The sequence below is a fragment of the Helicobacter sp. 'house sparrow 1' genome, from assembly GCF_900199585.1.
Lineage (GTDB): Bacteria > Campylobacterota > Campylobacteria > Campylobacterales > Helicobacteraceae > Helicobacter_H.
Genome location: NZ_FZQY01000008.1, coordinates 55,965 through 77,204 on the forward strand (window position 1 = coordinate 55,965; position 21,240 = coordinate 77,204).

Below are 21,240 nucleotides of genomic sequence, written 5' to 3' on the forward strand. Positions count from 1 at the left end.
GTCCCCACCTACTTTATTGTAAAATTATTCTGCAGTTTTAAAAAATCCAAATCTACAAAAAAAGTTTCCAGAGCTTTTATGCTATGTTGGACAAGTCTATCCTTACAATCTCTATCCTCAAATTTACCCAATACATATTGAGCAATATCCATCATCCCTCTACCTATTCCAAACCTTAATCTATAGTAATCATTTCCATAGAGTCTATCAATGGATTTCAATCCATTATGACCTCCATTTCCACCACCATTTTTAAATCTAATACTACCAAATGGTAAATCAAGATCATCGTGAATCACAAATAAACCATCACATTTATAAAAATTACTAACTTTAATGATACTCTCTCCAGATAAATTCATAAAAGTTTGAGGTTTGATTAAATAAAAAATTGCTTTTTGATTTTTAAAGGTAGAAATTTCACATAGAAGTTTTGTATCAATCCTAAATTCTAGATCCAAGGATTCACACAAAGCCTCTAAGATGTCAAAGCCTATATTGTGGCGGGTGCCACAATACATAGGGCCAGGGTTACCAAGTCCTGCAACCAAATATTTCATTAATCTTATTTTGCTTTGATTACACCCACAACGGCTACAGCTGGTTTTTCAATAATCTTTACATTTTCAGTCTCTGGTAAGTCTCTTACTAGTATAGAATCTCCAACATCAAGATTTGAAACATCTAACTCATAAGAATTTGGTAAGTTCTCAGGAGCTGATTGAACTAAAACTCTCTTTTTAGAAAAAATTAAAACCCCTTTATTTTTTAAACCAATAGGAGTTCCAACAGCTTTCACAGGAACACGATACTTCGCCACAACACCTTTTTGTGCTAGCATTAAATCAACATGTAAAATATTTGAAGTAACAGGGTCTTTTTGATATTCTTGAATTACAACTTCAAAAACATTCTCTCCAACTTTAACAGGAAAAACCAAAGTTTCTTTTGATTTTACTGCACGAATAAAATCATTAACCTTAAATGCGCAATGAATGTTCTTAGCACCCTTTCCATAAATGTTTGCAATTAGATAACCATTGTTTCTTAAAGCCTTAACTTCAGACTTTGAAATACTCTCTCTAATAATTCCTTCTAGCATTTAATGTCCTTTTAAAATTATAAAATAAAGGGCTGATTATAGCACACTTTCAGAAATTTTCTTCTTTATAGTACTTAAAACTATCCTGCTTTGCTATAGTTTTTTGAGTGGGTATTTCAACGACTCTTACTTTTTTTACCTTTTCCAAAAAAAGTATCTCAATTAAATCACCTACTTTTATTTCTCTACTTGCCTTAGCAATCTTTCCATTGACAAGAATGGCATTATTAATACACATATCTTGAGCTACAGATCGTCTTTTTACTAAATTTACAGTATTTAAAAACTTATCGATTCGCACTTTTTTTTCCAAATACATAAATATAAGAAAGAATAAAATTTCCAACAACATTATACCTTGCCTTCTGAATATCATAGGGCTTATTGTTTTTATCAATCCCACTACCAGAGAAATTTAAAAAATTATAAAATGGCAAACTAAACTCCAATTCTAAACGATGCCTCCACGAAAATACTTTTGAAAACCCAATACGAACAAAAAAACCATGAGTCTTTAAGATATTTTTATCTAAAATATAAGGATGTTCCTTTAAATCATTTAAAAATTTTCCATAATTCCATTCATATCCAAAGCCAGTAAAAAAACCAAAAGTATTACTGCTCTTGGTAAAATCTAAAAGATAATCTAATCCAATTCCTAAAGATGCAATATAAAATGGTTTATTTCCTTGATATTTTAAACTCTTAAAATCTCTATAAAAACTTGCACTATAAAATCTTAATCCATTATAAGTATTTAGAAAAAATTGATAGCCAATACTAAATCCTATTGTCGTGTTTAATTCTGATGTGGTATAGCTAGTTTGCGGTACATCTCCATAACTACCCTTAAAACTTGCATGATGGATTACACTACCCATAGAAGCCTGCAAATAAACTCCACTTTTATACTTATTTATCTCTTCTTTTGAATCCACAGAAGAGATTCTAGTATCTTGAACTTTGCTCTCTTGCACTACCTCTTGCTTCTCTTGGACCTGTTGTTCTTCTCGTGCTGACAAGAAATCAAACAAAAATACAAAACCTATTAGACTAAGGCATCTAATTACTCTCATCAATATAGCTCTTATAGACAAAATCTTTTAATTCTATCGTATTTTTTTTAGCCTTTTTTCTGAAATTTTATAAATTGTGGAGGGATATTTTTGCTCAAACTCTCTTGAATCTATAATCCAAATATCACTGACCTCTTGAGCCCATTTTAGGCAAAAGTCCTTTGAAGTAATATTAGCTGATGAAGAGTATAGGGCTAAAAACTGATTAAGAAACAATAGATGTTTTTTATCAAATATGAGTCTAAAAGACTTTTTGTTTTTTAGTATAAAAGTTGCTTTTTGCTCTCTTCTTACTCTCTTTTTAAAGCCATTTGGAATCCTTGTAAATCTTTTAAGGACTTCCAAGCTAGAAACCTCTAGAAGAACTTCTTTATTAAGAGCTCTTTGCTTAATTCTATTAAGCTCTAAGGGAGAATTACTTAAAATCCCCACTGTAGTATCTGTTTGTGCTAAAAATACTATTGTGCTTCCCTTAAAAAATCTTGTAAAGACTTTGGTATATGCACATCTATTCTTTGCATATCCTTTAAGGCCTCAACAGCAACCCTTGCACCCTCAAGCGTTGTAAAATAGGGAATAGAGTTGCGAATTACTTGTGTGCGTATAATTTTTGCATCATCTTTACTTGGCTTATTATCAGAAGTATTAATAACTAGATGAATTTCATCATTTGTAATCATATCCTGGATATTTGGCCTACCTTCATAAATTTTTAGTACTCTTGTGGAAGCAATTTTAGCTTCTTCTAAGATCTTATGTGTCCCACTTGTAGCATAGATATTAAAACCTAACTCCTGAAAGCTTTTTGCAATTTCCCCTGCATACTTCTTGTCCTTATCACACAAGGAAAGAAATAAATTACCTGATATTGGCAAGGTATTTTTACTTGCCATTTGACTTTTTGCAAAACTTAAACCAAAGCTATTGCTAATACCCATTACTTCACCCGTGCTCTTCATCTCTGGGCCAAGTAATAAATCTGTATCATTTAACTTATTAAAAGGAAAAACTGACTCTTTTACTGAAATATGTTTTCCTCTCTTTGGCTGATAGATTCCATCATTAAACTCAAAGCTACCAAACCCACTATAAAACTCTAGCGCTTCTTTCAAATTTCCTTGCCACATCACGCGAGTTGCAATTTTTGCCAATGGCATTCCTGTAGCCTTGCTTACAAAAGGAACTGTTCTAGAAGCCCTTGGATTTACTTCAATCAAATAAAGTGTCTGATTATAAATTGCATACTGTATATTCATTAAGCCAACTACACCAAGTTTCCTTGCAATTAAAGCACTGGTATTATTAATTTCTTTTAACATCTTTTCTTCTATGCTAATAGTTGGCAAAGAAGAAGCAGAATCCCCACTATGAATCCCAGCTTCTTCAATATGCTGCATAATACCACCAATATATACATCATTGCCATCACAAATACAATCTACATCAATTTCAATTGCACCATCTAAAAATTTATCAATTAAAATTGGGGTATTTTCGCTTACACGGACAGCCTCTTCCATATAAATCTTTAGTTCATCATCATTTTCTACAATACGCATAGCTCTTCCTCCAAGCACGTAGCTTGGTCTTACTAAAACAGGAAAACCTATTTTATTTGCGATGCGATAGGCCTCTTCTTTTGTAAAAGCAATACCATTTTCTGGTTGCCTTAAATTATTTTCTTTCACAAAATTAGCAAATTTTTCTCTATCTTCTGCTATGTCAATCACTTTTGCTGGAGTCCCAATTATTTTTGCACCATATTTATTAATTTCTTTAGCAAGTTTTAAAGGTGTTTGTCCTCCAAAATGAACAATAATTCCATCAGGTTTTTCTCTATCTAGGACAGATCTCACATATTCAAAATAAATGGGTTCAAAATATAGGGTATCGCTCACATCATAATCTGTGCTTACTGTTTCTGGATTACAGTTATACATAATGCTAGAAATTCCCATATCTTTGAGTGCAAAACTAGCATGCACACAACAATAATCAAACTCAATACCCTGTCCGATACGATTAGGTCCTCCTCCAATAATCAAAACTTTTTTGTTGTCATTTTGAGTCTCTTCTGCATTTTTAATTAAATTAAAATCATAGTAGCTAGAATAAAAATAAGGAGTCAAACTATCAAACTCAGCAGCACAGGTATCTACTTCTTCATAAACTTTTTCTACACCAAGACTTAATCTTGCATAAGCTACTTCACTCTCACTAATTTCAATATTTTCTTGTTTATTTAAGATCTTTGCAATCATCTTATCACTAAAACCAAGACACTTTGCCCTCAACATTAAATCTTTATCTTGTAAAATCCGCGATATGATTTTTTGCTCAAATAAAACAATTTCTCTAATTTTTCCTAAAAACCAAGGATCAATTTTACTTAAGTCATAGATTTCTTGTAAATCTAATCCTACTCTAAAAGCATCTGCCAGATAAAGTATTCTATTGGCATTTGGCCTGCGTATCTCATATCTAATATGCTCTACATCAGTGCTTAATGAATCAAAGCCACAAAGACCAGTTTCTAAACTACAAAGGGCTTTTTGGACACTTTGATAAAAGTTAGACCCTATAGCCATCACCTCACCTATACTCTTCATAGATGTTCCAAGTGTGCTATCTACTTGGGGGAATTTTTCAAATGTAAAACGAGGTATTTTTGTAACAATATAATCGATACTTGGCTCAAAGCTCGCTGGGGTACCTGTTATATCATTTTGTATTTCATCCAAGTTAAAACCAACTGCCAAAAGAGTAGCAACTTTTGCAATAGGATAACCTGTTGCTTTTGAAGCAAGAGCTGAACTTCTTGATACACGAGGATTCATCTCAATCACAATCATTCTACCTGTTTGCGGATGGATTGCAAACTGCACATTGCTTCCACCAGTATCCACTCCAATTTCTCTTAAAATTGCAAAAGAAGCATCTCGCATTCTCTGATATTCTTTATCTGTCAGTGTCAATGCAGGTGCTATTGTAATAGAATCTCCTGTATGCACCCCCATTGGATCAAGATTCTCAATGGAGCATACGATGATACAATTATCACTCTTATCTCTAATAACCTCCATCTCATACTCTTTCCAACCAAGAAGCGATTCTTCAATCAAAATTTCACTAATTGGACTTGCTTCTAAACCTGCTTTTGCTAGCGACTTAAATTCTTCAATATTATAAGCAACCCCACTTCCACCACCAGCAAGAGTGAAACTTGCACGGATAATTAAAGGAAATCCTATAGCCTTTGCTGCTTCCATAGCTTGATTTTCATCATAGGCATAAAAAGACTTTGGTAAATCCATTCCAATTTTTAGCATTGCTTCCTTAAAGGCTCTTCTATCTTCTCCTTTTTTAATCGCCTCTGGATTAGCGCCTAAAAATTTAACTTTTCCAAGCATACCCTTTTCATACATTTTCATTGCAACATTTAAAGCTGTTTGACCGCCCATTGTAGGAAGTATTGCATCAACATTTTCAATTTCAATAATTCTTTGAACAATTTCCTCTGTAATAGGCTCAATATAAGTTTTATCCGCAAATTCTGGATCTGTCATAATGGTAGCAGGATTTGAATTGATCAAAACTACCCTATATCCCAATGATTTTAAAGTTTTGACTGCTTGTGTTCCAGAATAATCAAACTCACAAGCCTGTCCAATTACAATTGGCCCTGAGCCAATCAGTAAAATAGTTTTAATATCTTCTCTCTTTGGCATTTTCCTAGTCCCATCTTTTTTTTCGTATTTTACCTTAAAAATCACAAAAACCCTCGTAGGAAATCATAATAATAAGCCTTGTATGGCATATTTTTTGCTTTACTTTCAAGATATAATTTAGGTATCTTTAAAGATCTGCAGAGGAAGTTTCATTGAGATATTTGATTTTTATATTCATTTGTCTTATTATCCAACTTTATAGCGCAACAAATAACACAGTAAATCAGATCAAGTCTCAATATGGGACAGATACTACAGAGAATGTATTTATTGATCTTAATAATACTCCAGATGGTTGGACAACGTGTAATGCAGCGCAAGATAACTGTTACACAGGAGCTATTTTTAGCACCTATAATGATTTACAACTCAATAATAATGCAACCTTGACTATAAATCTTAGTGCTACTGGAAATTATGGAAACTGGGCATCAGTATTTTTTAGAGGTGATGGGGGACAAAAATATAGTATCAATGGAGGAAGATTTGTATTAAATTTATTATCTCTACCTGATCCAAATAGCGACCTACCCGTTGAAGGTGTCTTTATTACAAGAAGAAAAGATAGTAATCTAAGTTCTGATTTTAGTTTTAATACAGAAATGGTTGTTGTAGCAACAGAAAATTTCTATATTACAAGAGGAGTTTTTAATGTAAATGATGGAAAAGGTGGATATGCCTTTAATGGAAATACTTACATTGATGTTTCAAAAATGCAACCATCAAAAGGGTGGAGAGGTTCAGGAGTTGGCTATCGAAGTATCACTAGTGTAAGTGGTGATGGTTATTTTTATATAAACTTTAATCCTACAACAAGAACTACTTACAATCGAGACAATATTATTCAATTAAAGGGTGATATTGCAGTTGAGCTAGCATCTAGTGATAAAAGTGAAGCCATTATCCATTTAACAAACCCACAAAGTTTTTTTCAAGGAAGATTCTCACTCCAAGGAAATGCTAATGCAGAACTACTGCTTGATCGTGGAGGCAAGTGGATTCTCACTGCAAACTCTGCTGTAAGGACCCTAAATACCAATAACGCAAAATCTAATCTTGATGACCAATATCACAACATTGATAATATAGCTGTGGTGGATTTTATAAAAATTGCAGATGATGGAAGCGATTCTAGACTTACTAATGATACAGAGTTTAAACAAAGGACTCTAAGAATTGATAGAGCTTTAAATGGCAATAATGGCGTTTTTAGGCTTATGGCTGACATCCCCCTTGGAATGGTTGATACTATTAGTGCAAATCAGCTTAATGGAACCCATTACATACAAATTTATCAAAACAAATCTAGAGTAAGTTTTGATATTTTAAAACCTATGATCGTTGCACATGCAAATGAAGTAAATGGTAATTTTATTGGATTATCCACAATTACTGGGATATATAATTATGATCCAGTCCTAACAAAAATCCCATCTCAAAATGGAGGAGTAAATTGGATATTAAGCTCCATTGACTTAAACCCAAATCAAACTGCAAGAACACTTTTTAATATACTCTCGATGCCTTATAGAATTTTTAGAATCCAAGCTGATTCTATTAATCACAGGATTGAAGATTTCCTCTACCCTCCTGCAAAATTTGGAATATGGGCAAAAACATATGGAGGAGGAATCTATCATACAAATGCTTTTAATCGCAAACAAAGCTCTCAGAACCTCTTTTTTAGTTTTCAAGGTGGCTTTGATTATGGAAAAAACTTTGATGATTCTAGGTATTTTTATGGGGGTAGTTTTGACTTTCTAAAAATCTATGGGGGTGATAGCGGCTACACTGGTGATGCTAGGAGCTTTGGATTTGGATTTTATGGAGGCTTTATTAAAAATGATGATTTATTTTTAGATGCAAAAATCAAATATATCTTTTCTTCATTTTACAACAATTTATATCAAGCACAAAATCCTGTAGATTTTTATGGGAGTGCCTTGCTAGCAAACTTTAGGGCAGGATATAACTTTTATTTTTTTAAAAAATCTAGAACCAAAACCATCCAAACTTGTAAAAAAGGAGATGATGGAAAATCTTTTTGTAGAAATGAAAAATCAACAGGCTATGTTCGGGATACAAAATTTTTCATACAACCCTATATTTCTTTAACTCCTGGAGTAATATTTGGACATTCCTTTAATTTTCTTGATAAGACCTCTTCATATAATGTGTCAGGAAAACTTGATAACTCACCAGCTCTCTTAACCACAATAGGAATACTAGGATCCAATAAATACCGATATGAGAATTTTAGTGTCCTAGCAAAAACCTTTATTGCTTATAATTATGATTTAAATCTTGGGGGTCAGATTACCTTAGTAGATGATGCAAATATTCCCCTTTATGGCAATTCCAAGAAAGGAGACCATAGACTTTCCTTGGGATTGGGTAGCGAAGTGTTATTTTTTAATGATAGCCTAAAAATTTTTGCAGACTTTAAAACTGAATTTTTTGGAAGACTTAATACCTATTGGCTACTTTCTTGTGGCCTAAGATATAAGTTTGGACAACCCAATAGTGACAAAAAGTCTTCTCTAAGCTATAGGCCAAAATCTGCTCCTACTAAAAAGACCTTTAAGCAGAGATTTGGTCCTTATCAAAATGTTCAAAAAGAAAGTGATAAAAGCTTTAATAAACAAAATCACTTTAAGGAAGTAAAAAGAGGGTATCTAAGAGATTAAAGAAGATTGCCTAGAGGGTATTCACAAAAGTCTTAATCCTCTCAATTCCTTTTTGAAGTTGCTCCATTGAACAAGCAAAAGATAATCTTATATAGCCATCCATACCAAATGCTACACCAGGAACCACAGCAATTCCTTGTTGTTCTAAAAGCTGTTTTGAAAAACTCAAAGAATCCATTTTTGTTTCTTCGATATTAATAAATAAATAAAAAGCCCCCTGTGGCTTAATAACATTAAGTTTTGAAATTGCATTAATTTGCTCAAAAGCAAAATTACAACGATCTAAAAACGATAGTCGCATTCTTTCAATCTCTTGATCTACTTTCCCATTTAAGGCAACCAAAGATGCCTTTTGTGTAATAGAGTTTATATTTGATGTGCATTGACTTTGTAGATTATCCATTAATTTAACCAATTTTTGATTCTTTGAGGCAAGATAGCCTATTCTCCAACCAGTCATAGCAACAGACTTTGATAGTCCATTTACCGTAATCGTTCTTTGCAATAAATCTTCATTTATAGAAGCAATAGAACAAAAGCTATCATCAAATACCAATTTTTCATACATCTCATCACTAACAATCATAATATCTGTATCTTTAATAACTTCATAAAGCTCTTTTATCTCTTCTTTACTATAAACCATCCCTGTAGGGTTAGATGGTGTTGTCAATACTAAAAGTTTTGTTTGTTTGTTAATATGTTTTTTTAATAAATCAGGAGTGAGTTTAAAAGAATCTTTTTGACTTGTTTGAACCAAAATGCTTTTTCCCCCACTATAATTGGTGAGCTCTGGGTAAGTGACCCAATAGGGAGCAGGGATAATTACTTCATCATCTGTGTCAATCAAAGCTTGAAAAATATTAAATAAAGATTGCTTAGCACCATTGCTTACCAATATCTCAGAAGCATCATAATTTAATTGGTTTTCTCTTCTAAGCTTATTAGCAATAGCCTCTCGTAATTCTAAAATACCAGCAACAGGAGTATATTTAGTAAAACCTTCATTAATAGCCGAAATTGCAGCTTCTTTAATAGCCAATGGTGTATCAAAATCAGGCTCTCCCGTCGAAAAGCTCAAAATATCCCTACCTTGCATTTTTAAATTATATGCCAATGTACTTATTGCAATCGTTGCAGATTCTGCCAAATTTAATATTTTATTTGAGTATCTCATAATTTCTTCTCACTATATAATTTGATTTTAATATTTATGTTTTAAAAATTGAAAAACTACCCTTGAGGTTTAGATGTAGATATCGCTAAAAATCTTAGAATTTTTGAAGAACTATCTATAATGGTGCCGAAGGTCGGAATCGAACCGACACGGAGTTGCCTCCACCAGATTTTGAGTCTGGCGCGTCTACCAATTTCACCACTTCGGCATGGTGCGCTGAGCGAGACTTGAACTCGCACGAGTTGCCTCACCACCCCCTCAAGATGGCGTGTCTACCAGTTCCACCATCAGCGCTACTAAATGCACCCCCTCCTCTCTTCTTTTTATTTATGAATTAAAGCCAAGGATTGCCATAAAGTGCAATTGCTGCAAATACTAGAGTATAAATTACCTGTGCTTCAATCATTGCAAGTGCAATAAACATTGTTGTAGTTAATTTACCAGCGATACCAGGATTTCTAGCAGTTCCAGAAATTGTAGCCGCTGCAGCATGACCCATACCAATTGCTCCACCCAATGCAGCAATTCCTAATCCTACAACCGCAGCTAGAACCGAAAAAGCTTTTATCATTGTATCATCACCAGAAGCAAAAGCCAAACCTGTTAAACCAAAAAACACAGATAGAAATAGTCTCACAACTCTCTCCTTCTTATTCATTTATTTATCTTCTTTCGGATCTCTCCCCTACACGAAGATTTAAGGCGTATTATCTCAAAAAAAACATAAAAATAACTTTAAAAAAATTACTTTTTAAGATCTAAATCAATCTTACCTTTATTAAATCCTAGAATCTTGCAATAAATCTTTTGTCCCTCTTGAAATAAATCGCTTGGTTTTTGAGATTTATTTTGTACAATCTTGCTCACATGTAATAATCCATCGCCTCCTTTTGGCAAAGATACAAACACACCAAAATCTACAATCTTTTTTACAACGCCCTCAAAAATCTCTCCCTCCACATAGCCCTGTTTTTCTCCCACAAGTTGCAAAATAAATTCCTTAGCTTGCAAAACTTTTTCTGCATCATTACCAAAAATTTTAACACCGCCACTATCACGATTTAAATCAACACTTACTTCAAATTTTTCAATAATCTCTTTTATTGTTTTTCCGCCAGTCCCAATAATATCTACAATCTTAGCAGCAGGAACTTCAAACTTTTCTGTCTTAGGTAAGAGACTTTGGTTTAGCTGTATTTTAGAATTTGCCTCTTGCATAATTGATAGGATATGAATTCTGGCTTCTTTTGCTTGATATAATGCCTTCTTTAAAATTTCTAGATCAATGCCCTTAATTTTAATATCCATTTGCATAGCAGTGATAACTTGGGTATTTCCAGCAACCTTAAAATCCATATCTCCCTCGTGATCTTCTAGCCCCATAATATCAGTTAAAATCGCATACTTTTCACCCTCTTTTATAAGTCCCATAGCAACACCAGCAATCAACCCTGTAGTTTCCACTCCACTTGCAACTAATGCTAAGGAACCTCCGCATACACTTGCCATTGAACTAGAACCATTAGACTCTAAAATTTCAGACACTAAGCGCACTGTTTCATCTTTGTGCACAATACTATCTTCTAATGCCTTTCTTGCTAAATTACCATGTCCGAGCTCTCTTCTTCCAACAGAACCAATCATTGATGCTTCTCCGACACTAAATCCAGGAAAGTTATAATGAAAGGTAAAGAACTCTTTTTGCACACTATGATCACTTAAAAGCTCCTTACTTTGAGCATCATTCTCACTTCCTAGCGTGCTTACAACTAATGCCTGAGTCTGTCCTCTTGTAAATAAAACACTCCCATGAACTTGAGGTAAAAAATTTGTTTGAATATCTATTGGTCTTACCTCATTTAATTTCCTTCCATCGACACGAACACCTTGCTTTAATATTTGATTTCTTACAAAGTTTTTCTTATACTCTTGAATGTTAAACTCTATTTTATCTAGATCCCAATTCTCCTGATTTGTCTCAAAAATCAACTTTGCCAGATTATTGAGTTGAGTGGCTCTTTCGCTTTTTGCCATAGAAAAAAGAATATCTTGGATTTGATGATGATATTTTTCTTCTAAGAAAGTATAGAGTTCTTGATCAAAAAGACTCTTTTCACTCAACTGTATCCATTCTTCTTTCTTGTATCCCTTCAAGGAATTTTCATATAAGAAGCTCATCTTGTTAATTTTTTCTTTTGCAAAATTAATTGCATCTAAAAGCTCTTCTTCATCTACCCCCCTATCCTTTAAACTCCCCCCCTTCATCTCTATCATTAATAAATCTTCAAAGCTGCCCGAAATAAATAAATCAATATCTGAAATCTGCAACTGTTGGATAGTAGGATTAAAAATAAATTCACCATCAATGCGTCCAACCCTTACTCCAACAACTGGAATCATAAAAGGAACACTAGAAATAAAGAGTGCATTGGCAGCAGCATTTAGAGCACAAACCTGTAAATCACTTTCTCTATCATAACTTAATACAAAAACACTAATATGTGTTTGACGCTTATATCCATTTGGAAAAAGGGGTCTTAAGCTTCTATCAATCAATCTAGAAGTTAAAACCTCAAACTCACTTGGTTTTCCCTCCCTTTTAATAAACCCCCCTGGTATCTTTCCTACAGCATAACTTTTTTCTATATATTGAACACTTAAAGGTAAGAAGTTCCCCTCAATATCCTCATCATCAATTGCAACACTTGCCAGTATAACAGTTCCTTTATGTTGATATAAAACAGAACCACTTGCCTGCTTAGCAACATAATCTATTTTTAAATTCTCACTCCAACCCTCTAAAGCGATATCGATATTATGCATGCTTCTCCTTGTTTTTTGCATAATTATGCCATTATTTGTTATAAAATCGATAGGTTAATCCTGTTTGGGTAAGAGGAGAAAAACTAAATTCAAACTTCACATATGTGTTATTTAATACGCTTGCAGCATATCCCCCAGATGTAGTATCATTTGTCAATATAGGCATACGCTGACTTGCTAATCGCAATCCAATACCAAAGCAACGAATATTTTTAAAGATTCCAAAAGACCAATTTGTCAAGGCATCTGAAAATTTGCGAGTATGAGCCAAATTATTAAAATTAAGCCCAATGGAAGCATTAAGACCAAAATATCCAAAGTCATTACTAAAATTAAAGCTTAGATAGTTTGCTGTTGTTTCTTGTTTTAGAGTTGTAATATCATTAAATTGATTTTTAATATAGTAAGTCAGTGAAGTATTTAGATATTTTTTAACATAACTTGCACTAACAGATAGCTCTTGCAAATTATTATAAAAAAAAGAGTAGGAAAGAATACTTGATAATTCCAATCCTTCAATCGGAGAAAAACCCACCTTATTTTGCAATGGATTTCTAAAATATGAAAATGGGTCATCAAAATCAAATCTCTGAAAAATACGCCAATAGAATAACTCTCTTCCTTTACTGCCAAAAAAATACTGATTTAGTTTTAAATCAAGTTTTCTTGTTGTAATTTTATAGTCACTTAGAGTTGCTGGATTCCAAACATCATCATATAATTTACCTCCAATTAAATACTGACCTGTAGCTTTATTGTAAAGATCCGTATAGTCTGCAGAAGCAAGAAAGGCTCGATCCAAAACACCATCAGAGATTTGAAAATAAGGTGCTGTAAAACTGGCTTCAAAATTAACCACATGAAAGATTTTATTATAATCTTTTGCCAAATCCATATTTAGGTTAATGGTGTAGTTTGCAAGAAGAAAATTCCCTGTTTTTCTTGTTGTAATATCTTTATCAATATAGCTCTTTTGCATATTGTAAATACCTAAGTTACTTGCATAAACATCAGACCAAATACCAAGAGATAAATATTGATTAAAAAGAGAAAATTGTAACCCAAGGGGTATTTTTATGCTATTTTCCACATAACTATAGCCCAAATTTCTATAAATATTTTTCATTTGATAATCAATAGAATATAAAAGATTCTTAAAAAATAAGCTATCTAGATATTTATGATATTGCAGATTTGGCAATGATTGAAAGGTTGTATCGTTGTTAATCTTATTTAAGTTTAAAAAATAGCGAAAATTAATTCCATAATAATGATCTTGTGTTTGTATGTAAAAATTTGCCTTTGACATTCTGGTTCCATCTGTAATTCTTGCATTAAACTTTTCAAACCGCAAATAATCCAAGTCATTCATATATAAGAAATCAAGATAAAGTCCATTATCAATATCTTTCTTCATACCAAAATACTTTTTTAAAGGATTATCGCTTGAATGCAAAAAATCAAAGCCAAAAATATGTTTATTTCTTAGATTGTATCTTTCTACATAAGAATCTTTATTAAAGAAATATTTTGCATTAAAGATAAATTTATCACTTTGGGAATCTATAGCCCTAAATTCCAAAGAACCACCAAAGCCCCTATCAGTTCTAATTTGAGGTGTTAAAGTCATATCCCAAAAATTTTGCACTGCAATATAAATAGGCTGAATGAATATAAAACCTTCCCTACTAGAAGTTGCAAATTGTGGATATAAAAAGCCGCTTGAGCGCTCATTCTTGGTAGATAGCCTTAAGTAAGGAAAATAAAATATTGGAACATCTCCGATATATAAAGTGGGATTCCACACACTAAGTGTAGACTTTTCGCTATCAAAACTTCCTGAACTAATATTCATATACCACACAGGTCTTTCTATACTACAACCAGAGACCATTGCTTTTTTAAAACTATAAATTTTATTATTACTTTGCGCTTCAGCAGCCCCTATCCACATACCACTTTGGCTATCTTGAACATAAAAGGGCTCAACAATGCCATAATCCTCTGTCATATTAATAATTGCTTGATTGGTTTTTGAAAAGATGCTTCCACCCTTATAAATCTTAACATTCCCCTGTACATCAAGAACTCTTTGCTCTTTATCATAAACAACCTTATCAGCTATAATATACAAGTCTCCATTAAAAACAATGGCATTTCCTACTGCATGGACCTTGTCACCCTCTGTATAAACACTATCTGCTAACAACTCAAATATCTTATTATTATCTTTATCAAATTTTTGTACCCCAACCTCTGCCCTCATATAAACAAACAACAAAAAAATAATAAAAAGATATTTCAAGATTGCCCTTATGTAACTACTATGGTCTTAGCAACTCTATCATGCAAGGTTCTTACAAGATTATTATCAAATGCAAAAAAATAAGTACTAAAAAGAAAAAATGTCCCTAACTCTTTGATAAGAATTCTAACCAAAGAGAATAATAAATCTGGAGAATCTAATGTATCAATCATCACAACACGTATCTTTGTAAGTATTTTCCCAATACTTACACCACAAAATAATACAAAAATAAAATAGTAAAAACCTCTTACAAACAGCCAAACTTTACAGGCTAAGATTAAAAAATCTAAATAGTTTGAATATTGAAAATAATCAAAGTTAATAGTAACTCTAAAAACTAAATAAGAAATAGATAATATCAAAAACTCATCAATTAAATAAGCTAGGATCCTCCTACCAATTGGCGCAACCTTTAAGTTTTCTCGATAAACAATCTCTTCAATCTTTGTATCACTAATATACATAATCAAAGAGCCCTGTGACCGATATCTTTCCTATATTGCATCCCAGAAAAACTAATAGAATCAATAATCTTATATGCATGATTTCTTGCCTGTTTTAGATCCTCTCCTAACCCAACACTTAATAGCACTCTACCCCCAGATGCAAATAGCATTTTATCATCACGAGTTACACCTGCAAAAACAATATGCCCAAGAGAATTATCAAATGAACTGATTTTAATTTCTTGAGCCTTGGAATTTGCATAGGGGTAATCCTTTGATGCAAGAACAACAGCCATTGCACTTCCATTATAAAATTCAATTTTTGTCTCTTTTAATTTCCCTCTTATAACACTTTCACAAATATCAATAAGGGATGTTTTTAATAATGGCATCAAAACTTGACACTCAGGATCACCAAACCTTACATTATACTCCAATAAAAAAGGTTCCCTAGCCTCTCCAAATTCTTTAACCATAATCCCAGCAAATAATACTCCCTCAAATTCATTACCTTCTTCTTTAAGCCCTTCCACAGTGGGTTGGATAATTCTTTTTGCAATTTTATCCATCAATTCTTGATCACACTGAGGTGCAGGAGAATAGGCTCCCATACCACCAGTATTTGGTCCTTCATCATTATCTAACAATCTCTTATGATCTTGACAAGCTGGTAATAATACATAATCCTTTCCATCACAAATTGCAAAGACAGATAACTCAAATCCTTCCAAGAATTCTTCAATAACTACACACTTACCTTCTTGCCCAAACCTTTCTCCGCTTAACATACTCTTGATAGTATCTAGCGCTTCCTCTTTATTAGAAGTAATGACAACACCCTTTCCTGCACATAAACCATCTGCCTTAATAACATAAGGTGCTTTCATTGTTCCTAAAAATTCTTTTGCCTCATTAAAATCACTTGTTTGAATATAACGAGCTGTGGGAATATGATGACGCACTGCAAAATCTTTCATATAAGACTTAGAACCTTCAAGCATCCCGGCTTTTTTGCTTGGTCCAAAAACCTTAATGCCCTCTTGTCTCAATAAATCAGAAATACCATCAATAATAAAAGCCTCTGATCCAATAATCACAAGTCCAATATGCAATTTTTTGACTTTTTTGATTAGATCTTGATGAGAATCAAAAGAAAAGTTCTCTCCTATTTGAGATGTTCCGCCATTTCCAGGTGAAAAAAATATTTTTTCAACTCTTTTATCTTTTAAAAGATGCAAACCAATTGCATATTCCCTTCCACCACTACCTAAAATCAAAACACGATAACTCATCTAAAAAATCCTTAGAAAAATCACCCAGATAGCCGCTAATTAAAGTGTAAACCAAAAACTTTAAAGACAAAACCAGAAGAAGCTTATTAGGCGGCAGATTCTAAACTCATTGGGAGCCTCAAGCAAAAATACCGAACACACAAAGCTTTCTATAACCAGTTTAATATTTTTATTCTCAAATGGATCAACAAATAAAAAACACGCACTATCCAGGCTTTGTAATTATAAAAAAAAGGTAATTATTTTTTTCTTAAACAATCAATTTTATACAAATAATCCTCTAATTTTTTTCCCTTTTTAAGAGAATCTAAGAAAGAAAATAATAAAAAACCACTATCTCTTGGAATAAAGCTGCAAGGATGGCCACTTTTTAAGATATCAAAGCAATAAATTTTTGAATGCTGATGTAGCATCTCTAGCATTTGCAAAGCTCTTTGGGAATGTTCCATCAACTGATTTGATCTTCTAAAGACATTATCACCCCATCCACAAAAGATTAATTCTGATTTTTTAGCACAATGTAATACATAAGCTAAATTTTTCTCAAAATTTTCTCCCTTGTATTCTAAAAGCATCTTGGTTGTTTCACATATCAAGGGATAGAGATTAAGCAAGTATATGCCACCATATTTACCCTCACCAAGATGCATTGCAAATTCTTTGCAAATTAAAAGCGTATTATCCCAATAAGTTAATGTACTATGCTCTGGATTTAACCCGATAAAAGCAATCTTTGGCTTTTGTAAATCCCAAGTCCTTTCAACTACAAAACGGAATTTAGAACACCTAGATTGAATGCTTAATAAATTATAGTTGTCAAACTTCTGAACACAATACATCAAAAATTTTAGAAATTCTCACCATCAAATCTCAATAATGCAGACCCCCAAGTAAAACCGCCACCAAAAGCATCTAAAAGTATAAGATCACCATTTTTAAGTCTCTTATCCTCATACACATCATTCATCGCCATAGGAATACTTGCAGCTGAAGTATTTCCATATTTCTGGACTGTCAATACAACCTGCTCTTCTTTGAATTCAAGACGCTTTCCAACAGCTGATATAATTCTTAAATTTGCCTGATGAGGAATAAAAAAAGCTATCTCTTCCACTAAAACTTTATTCTTTTGGAGAATCATTTCGACATCACTAATTAGTGTCTTAACAGCAACCTTAAATACCTCATTGCCTTTCATATTCAAACATTGTTTTGCTTCTTCTTGTAATGTGGAAAGTGGTGTGTAAAGTAAATTTGCATAGCCACCATTAGAAGAAATATGAACATCAATGATTGATCTTTCCTTTGAATTAGTTGTCCCTACAACAGCAGCTCCAGCGCCATCTCCAAAAAGCACACAAGTACTCCTATCTTGAAAATCTAGGATTGAGCTAATTTTTTCTGCACCAATAATAAGGATATTTTTACACATACCACTTTCTATGAAAGATTTTGCAGTAAACAATAAATAAATAAAGCCACTACAGGCTGCAGATATATCAAAAGCGGGCTTATCAATAATACCAAGTTTATTTGCAACAACACAAGCAGTCGATGGCATACCCAAATAATCAGGACTTAAAGTCCCCACTATCACCATATCAATATCACTAGGTTTTAATTTAGCTCTTTGTATAGCCAGTTTTCCAGCCTCATACGCCAAATCACTCGTTTTTTGATCCTTACTAGCAAAATACCTAGTATGAATTCCTGTCCTCTCCACTATCCAGTCATTACTAGTATCTACCATTTTTTCAAAGTCAAAATTACTAACACAATTTTTTGGGACATAAGAAGCTATAGACTTAAGAGAGGCAAACATCAAACAAGCTCCCCTTTGTGTAAGAAAACTTTTTGTATTTTTTCAGAAATATCAGATCTTACACTACTTAATGCTTGATAAATTGCATTTTCAATTGCTCTTGCATTACTTTTGCCATGGCTAACAATCACATTTCCATTGATACCCAATAACGGAGCTCCACCATATTCTGCATAATCTATTCTATTTTTCAAATTCTTAAACACACCCTTTAGCAAAAAAGCACCACAAATACCTAGAAATGATCTTTTAATTTCTTGCTTCATTAAAGACATTACAGATGAAGCCACTCCTTCGCTTGCCTTTAGAATAACATTACCACTATATCCATCACAAACAATTATCTCAACACTTCCATTAAAAATATCATTCCCCTCAACATTCCCCTTGAAGAAAGAATAACTTTTTAACATCTTAAATGTTGCTTTTGTAAGTTCATTTCCTTTGGTATCTTCCTCACCATTTGATAACAATCCCACCTTAGGATCAGAATAGCCCAAAACATTCTTAGCATATTCATATCCCATCAAGGCAAAATCAACTAAAAAATCTGGCTTACAATCTGTATTTGCACCAGCATCAAGTATAAGACTTGGATTACCCCTTACTGTCGGCATCATTGTGCAAATAGCAGGCCTACTTACACCTTTTATTCTACCAAGAATTAGAGTAGAAAGGCTCATTGTGGCACCACTATGTCCAGCAGAAACTAAAGCATCTACTTGATTATTCTTTAGCATTTCTGTAGCGACATAAATTGAAGATTCTTTTCTTCTGATAGCTACAGAAGCTTGCTCTTCCATTTTTATGTAGTCATCACAATGTATCACCTCAATTCTATTATCAAAACCAACAACCTGTAAATATTTGTTGATTTCCACAGAATCTCCAACGATATAAGCAAAAAAGTTCTCACGTGCTAATGCACTTTTTACTCCATCTATAATTGGATAAATCCCATTATCTGCACCCATTGCATCAATGGCTACCTTAATCACCAAAGACCCCCTTAAGGTTTTTTACTTATAAGTTCCATTAAACTTATTTCTATGGTGTGGTATCTTCCAAGTTCCATCCTTATCCCTTACAGGAACTGCCAAAGTAACTTTATAGTGTGTTCTTCTCTTTGCTGCTCTTGTCTTACTTACACGTCTCTTAGGAACTGCCATTTTTTACTCCTTAATATGATAATCTGATTTTATTAGCTCTATTTCGCTAGAAAATATGTACTCTATGTCTATCAAGCCATCAAAAAATTCTATAACATCAAAGTCACTAGTTTTGAGTTGGCTTTGCATATCCCACAAACCATCTGAGATATACAAAACTAACTCCTGATCAATAGTCTTAAAAAAACTATCACCACTTAGATCACACTCTAATTCTATTTTTCCAAACAACCTGCCTTTCAATAAATAAAGATTAGAATCTTTACGAGAAATACTACATTCTAGTTTTAAAGAATCATCCCCAAATACAAAATGATTTTCCCTATTGGTAATTTTTCGAAAAGCAACCTTCATCTAAACCTACATCCAAAAATAACAAAAAAATCTACAGAAGCTCTCTTTTTGCAAAAAAGAATTCTATCTCTTGCTTTGCATTTTCCACGCTATCACTACCATGAACTGCATTCATAGTGATATTGTCAGCAAAGTCATAGCGGATAGTCCCCACATCTGCATCTTTTGGATCTGTAGATCCCATCAGTTCTCGATTCTTTGCAATAGCATTCTCACCTTCTAATACCATTACCACAATAGGACCACTAGACATAAATTCAACAAGACTTTGAAAAAAAGCTTTGTCTTTATGAACAGCATAAAACCTTTCTGCTTCACTTCTGCTTAGCCAAATATTTCTTATGGCTACAACCCGAAGATCATTACGTTCAAAACGATCAATTATATTCCCAACAACTCCCCTCTTCACCGCATTGGGCTTTATGATAGATAAAGTTTGTTCCATTTTATAAATAGCAACTCCCGAATCTAGTTCTTTATAAAAACTAAAAAAATCCTAGCACTACATAAAAACTAAACCTCAATAGTTTTAGTTTAAAGGTGTCAGGACAAAAAGTTCTAACACTTCAATAGACAAATAAAAAATCTATAGATTTTAAGTTTAGAACACAATTATGGTATCCTCGGCGGGATTCGAACCCACGACCTTACGATTAGGAATCGTACGCTCTATCCAGCTGAGCTACGGGGATACATCATCTCTTGTAAATCCAAAATAATAGAAATACCAAGAGATAATACTAGCCTTGAAAATTACTTCTTAGCCACTAAATCCTTTAATCCCTTTCCTGGCTTAAACTTAGGAACCATCTTATCTGCAGTCTTATAAGTCTTGTTACCGCCAGGAACTTTTCCTTCTTTACCTTTTTGTAACACAGTCTCAAATTTACCAAAACCTACAAGCTCGATTGCTTTCTTTTCTGATAAAGCTTTTTCTACCGCAGCAACAAAAGAATTTACTGCAACCTCCGCTTCTTTCTTTGTTGAATACTCACCGACCTCTTTTACTAGATCCACAAACTCTGCTTTATTCATATCAAGGAGCCTCCATAGTATTTTTGTATATTTTTCCGTATTTCATTATTTCAGAAACGCGTTATTCTACTTAGTTTTTTTCTAAAAATCAAGCATTTAGTGAGTTTAGACTTAGGTTTTTGAACTTTTTTAGATAGAATTGTGGTCATTAAAACTAACAGCTACAAATCCAAATGTAGCACCTGTATTTTTAGTTGTCTTATAACAGTAACTTGTTATTT

Annotated in this window: 20 protein-coding genes and 3 tRNA genes; 1 reads left to right on the plus strand and 22 read right to left on the minus strand. The window is 33.0% G+C overall.

Annotated elements, in window-relative coordinates; all coding sequences use genetic code 11:
- Positions 1-8: 8 nt before the first annotated feature.
- From pth to carB, 6 genes are all read right to left on the minus strand, one after another.
- A complete protein-coding gene (pth, locus tag C6H31_RS04535) occupies positions 9-560 on the minus strand; it encodes an aminoacyl-tRNA hydrolase (RefSeq protein WP_104697635.1) in 552 nt (183 codons plus the stop codon).
- A gap of 5 nt (positions 561-565) precedes the next feature.
- Entirely contained in the window at positions 566-1,102 is a 537-nt protein-coding gene (locus tag C6H31_RS04540) for a 50S ribosomal protein L25/general stress protein Ctc (protein WP_104697636.1), read from the minus strand.
- A gap of 49 nt (positions 1,103-1,151) precedes the next feature.
- Positions 1,152-1,403: an RNA-binding S4 domain-containing protein gene (locus tag C6H31_RS04545; protein ID WP_104697788.1), complete on the minus strand. Its 252-nt coding sequence runs from the start codon at positions 1,401-1,403 to the stop codon at positions 1,152-1,154.
- On the minus strand, positions 1,390-2,178 hold the full coding sequence (locus tag C6H31_RS04550; RefSeq protein ID WP_104697637.1) for an outer membrane beta-barrel protein: 789 nt from the start codon (positions 2,176-2,178) through the stop codon (positions 1,390-1,392). Before C6H31_RS04550 ends, C6H31_RS04545 begins: the two co-directional genes overlap by 14 nt.
- A 33-nt stretch (positions 2,179-2,211) precedes the next feature.
- Positions 2,212-2,523, minus strand: a complete 312-nt coding sequence (locus C6H31_RS04555) for a Sua5 YciO YrdC YwlC family protein (RefSeq protein ID WP_199768119.1) — start codon at positions 2,521-2,523, stop codon at positions 2,212-2,214.
- Between the two features lie 113 nt (positions 2,524-2,636).
- Positions 2,637-5,906 carry a carbamoyl-phosphate synthase large subunit gene (gene carB / locus C6H31_RS04560; RefSeq protein ID WP_104697789.1) on the minus strand — a complete coding sequence of 1,090 codons (3,270 nt, stop codon included), beginning with the start codon at positions 5,904-5,906 and terminating at the stop codon, positions 2,637-2,639.
- Between the two features lie 152 nt (positions 5,907-6,058).
- Between carB and C6H31_RS04565 the strand changes: the two genes are divergently transcribed.
- Positions 6,059-8,593, plus strand: a complete 2,535-nt coding sequence (locus C6H31_RS04565; protein ID WP_104697639.1) for a hypothetical protein — start codon at positions 6,059-6,061, stop codon at positions 8,591-8,593.
- A 10-nt stretch (positions 8,594-8,603) separates the two neighbouring features.
- Here the strand turns inward: C6H31_RS04565 and C6H31_RS04570 are convergent, their stop codons facing one another.
- From C6H31_RS04570 to C6H31_RS04645, 16 genes are all read right to left on the minus strand, one after another.
- Positions 8,604-9,770, minus strand: coding sequence for a pyridoxal phosphate-dependent aminotransferase (locus tag C6H31_RS04570; protein WP_104697640.1), 1,167 nt, complete (start codon positions 9,768-9,770; stop codon positions 8,604-8,606).
- Positions 9,771-9,891: 121 nt separating this feature from the next.
- Positions 9,892-9,978, minus strand: a tRNA-Leu gene (locus tag C6H31_RS04575).
- Between the two features lies 1 nt (position 9,979).
- A tRNA-Leu gene (locus C6H31_RS04580) sits at positions 9,980-10,064 on the minus strand.
- A gap of 40 nt (positions 10,065-10,104) precedes the next feature.
- Positions 10,105-10,428, minus strand: a complete 324-nt coding sequence (locus C6H31_RS04585; RefSeq protein ID WP_104697641.1) for a F0F1 ATP synthase subunit C — start codon at positions 10,426-10,428, stop codon at positions 10,105-10,107.
- A gap of 86 nt (positions 10,429-10,514) precedes the next feature.
- A complete protein-coding gene (locus C6H31_RS04590; protein ID WP_104697642.1) occupies positions 10,515-12,593 on the minus strand; it encodes a polyribonucleotide nucleotidyltransferase in 2,079 nt (692 codons plus the stop codon).
- A gap of 31 nt (positions 12,594-12,624) precedes the next feature.
- A complete protein-coding gene (locus tag C6H31_RS04595) occupies positions 12,625-14,898 on the minus strand; it encodes an LPS assembly protein LptD (protein WP_233709905.1) in 2,274 nt (757 codons plus the stop codon).
- 8 nt (positions 14,899-14,906) lie between these two features.
- The gene (locus C6H31_RS04600) at positions 14,907-15,365 is read right to left on the minus strand and encodes an RDD family protein (protein ID WP_104697643.1); all 459 of its coding nucleotides are present in this window, start codon (positions 15,363-15,365) and stop codon (positions 14,907-14,909) included.
- 2 nt (positions 15,366-15,367) lie between these two features.
- Positions 15,368-16,639: a phosphoribosylamine--glycine ligase gene (gene purD, locus C6H31_RS04605; RefSeq protein WP_104697644.1), complete on the minus strand. Its 1,272-nt coding sequence runs from the start codon at positions 16,637-16,639 to the stop codon at positions 15,368-15,370.
- Between the two features lie 239 nt (positions 16,640-16,878).
- Positions 16,879-17,478: a DUF1643 domain-containing protein gene (locus C6H31_RS04610; protein WP_104697645.1), complete on the minus strand. Its 600-nt coding sequence runs from the start codon at positions 17,476-17,478 to the stop codon at positions 16,879-16,881.
- 8 nt (positions 17,479-17,486) lie between these two features.
- A complete protein-coding gene (locus C6H31_RS04615; protein WP_199768120.1) occupies positions 17,487-18,461 on the minus strand; it encodes a beta-ketoacyl-ACP synthase III in 975 nt (324 codons plus the stop codon).
- Positions 18,461-19,456, minus strand: coding sequence for a phosphate acyltransferase PlsX (gene plsX / locus C6H31_RS04620; protein ID WP_199768123.1), 996 nt, complete (start codon positions 19,454-19,456; stop codon positions 18,461-18,463). The genes C6H31_RS04615 and plsX overlap by 1 nt, the downstream gene beginning before the upstream one ends.
- Before the next feature lie 24 nt (positions 19,457-19,480).
- Positions 19,481-19,630 carry a 50S ribosomal protein L32 gene (gene rpmF / locus C6H31_RS04625; RefSeq protein WP_104697647.1) on the minus strand — a complete coding sequence of 50 codons (150 nt, stop codon included), beginning with the start codon at positions 19,628-19,630 and terminating at the stop codon, positions 19,481-19,483.
- Between the two features lie 3 nt (positions 19,631-19,633).
- Positions 19,634-19,984 (minus strand): hypothetical protein, encoded by a 351-nt coding sequence (locus C6H31_RS04630; protein ID WP_104697648.1) that lies wholly within the window; start codon positions 19,982-19,984, stop codon positions 19,634-19,636.
- A gap of 31 nt (positions 19,985-20,015) precedes the next feature.
- Positions 20,016-20,429, minus strand: a complete 414-nt coding sequence (ndk, locus tag C6H31_RS04635; RefSeq protein WP_104697649.1) for a nucleoside-diphosphate kinase — start codon at positions 20,427-20,429, stop codon at positions 20,016-20,018.
- 170 nt (positions 20,430-20,599) lie between these two features.
- Positions 20,600-20,676, minus strand: a tRNA-Arg gene (locus C6H31_RS04640).
- A 61-nt stretch (positions 20,677-20,737) separates the two neighbouring features.
- The gene (locus C6H31_RS04645; protein ID WP_104697650.1) at positions 20,738-21,019 is read right to left on the minus strand and encodes an HU family DNA-binding protein; all 282 of its coding nucleotides are present in this window, start codon (positions 21,017-21,019) and stop codon (positions 20,738-20,740) included.
- Between the last annotated feature and the right edge of the window lie 221 nt (positions 21,020-21,240).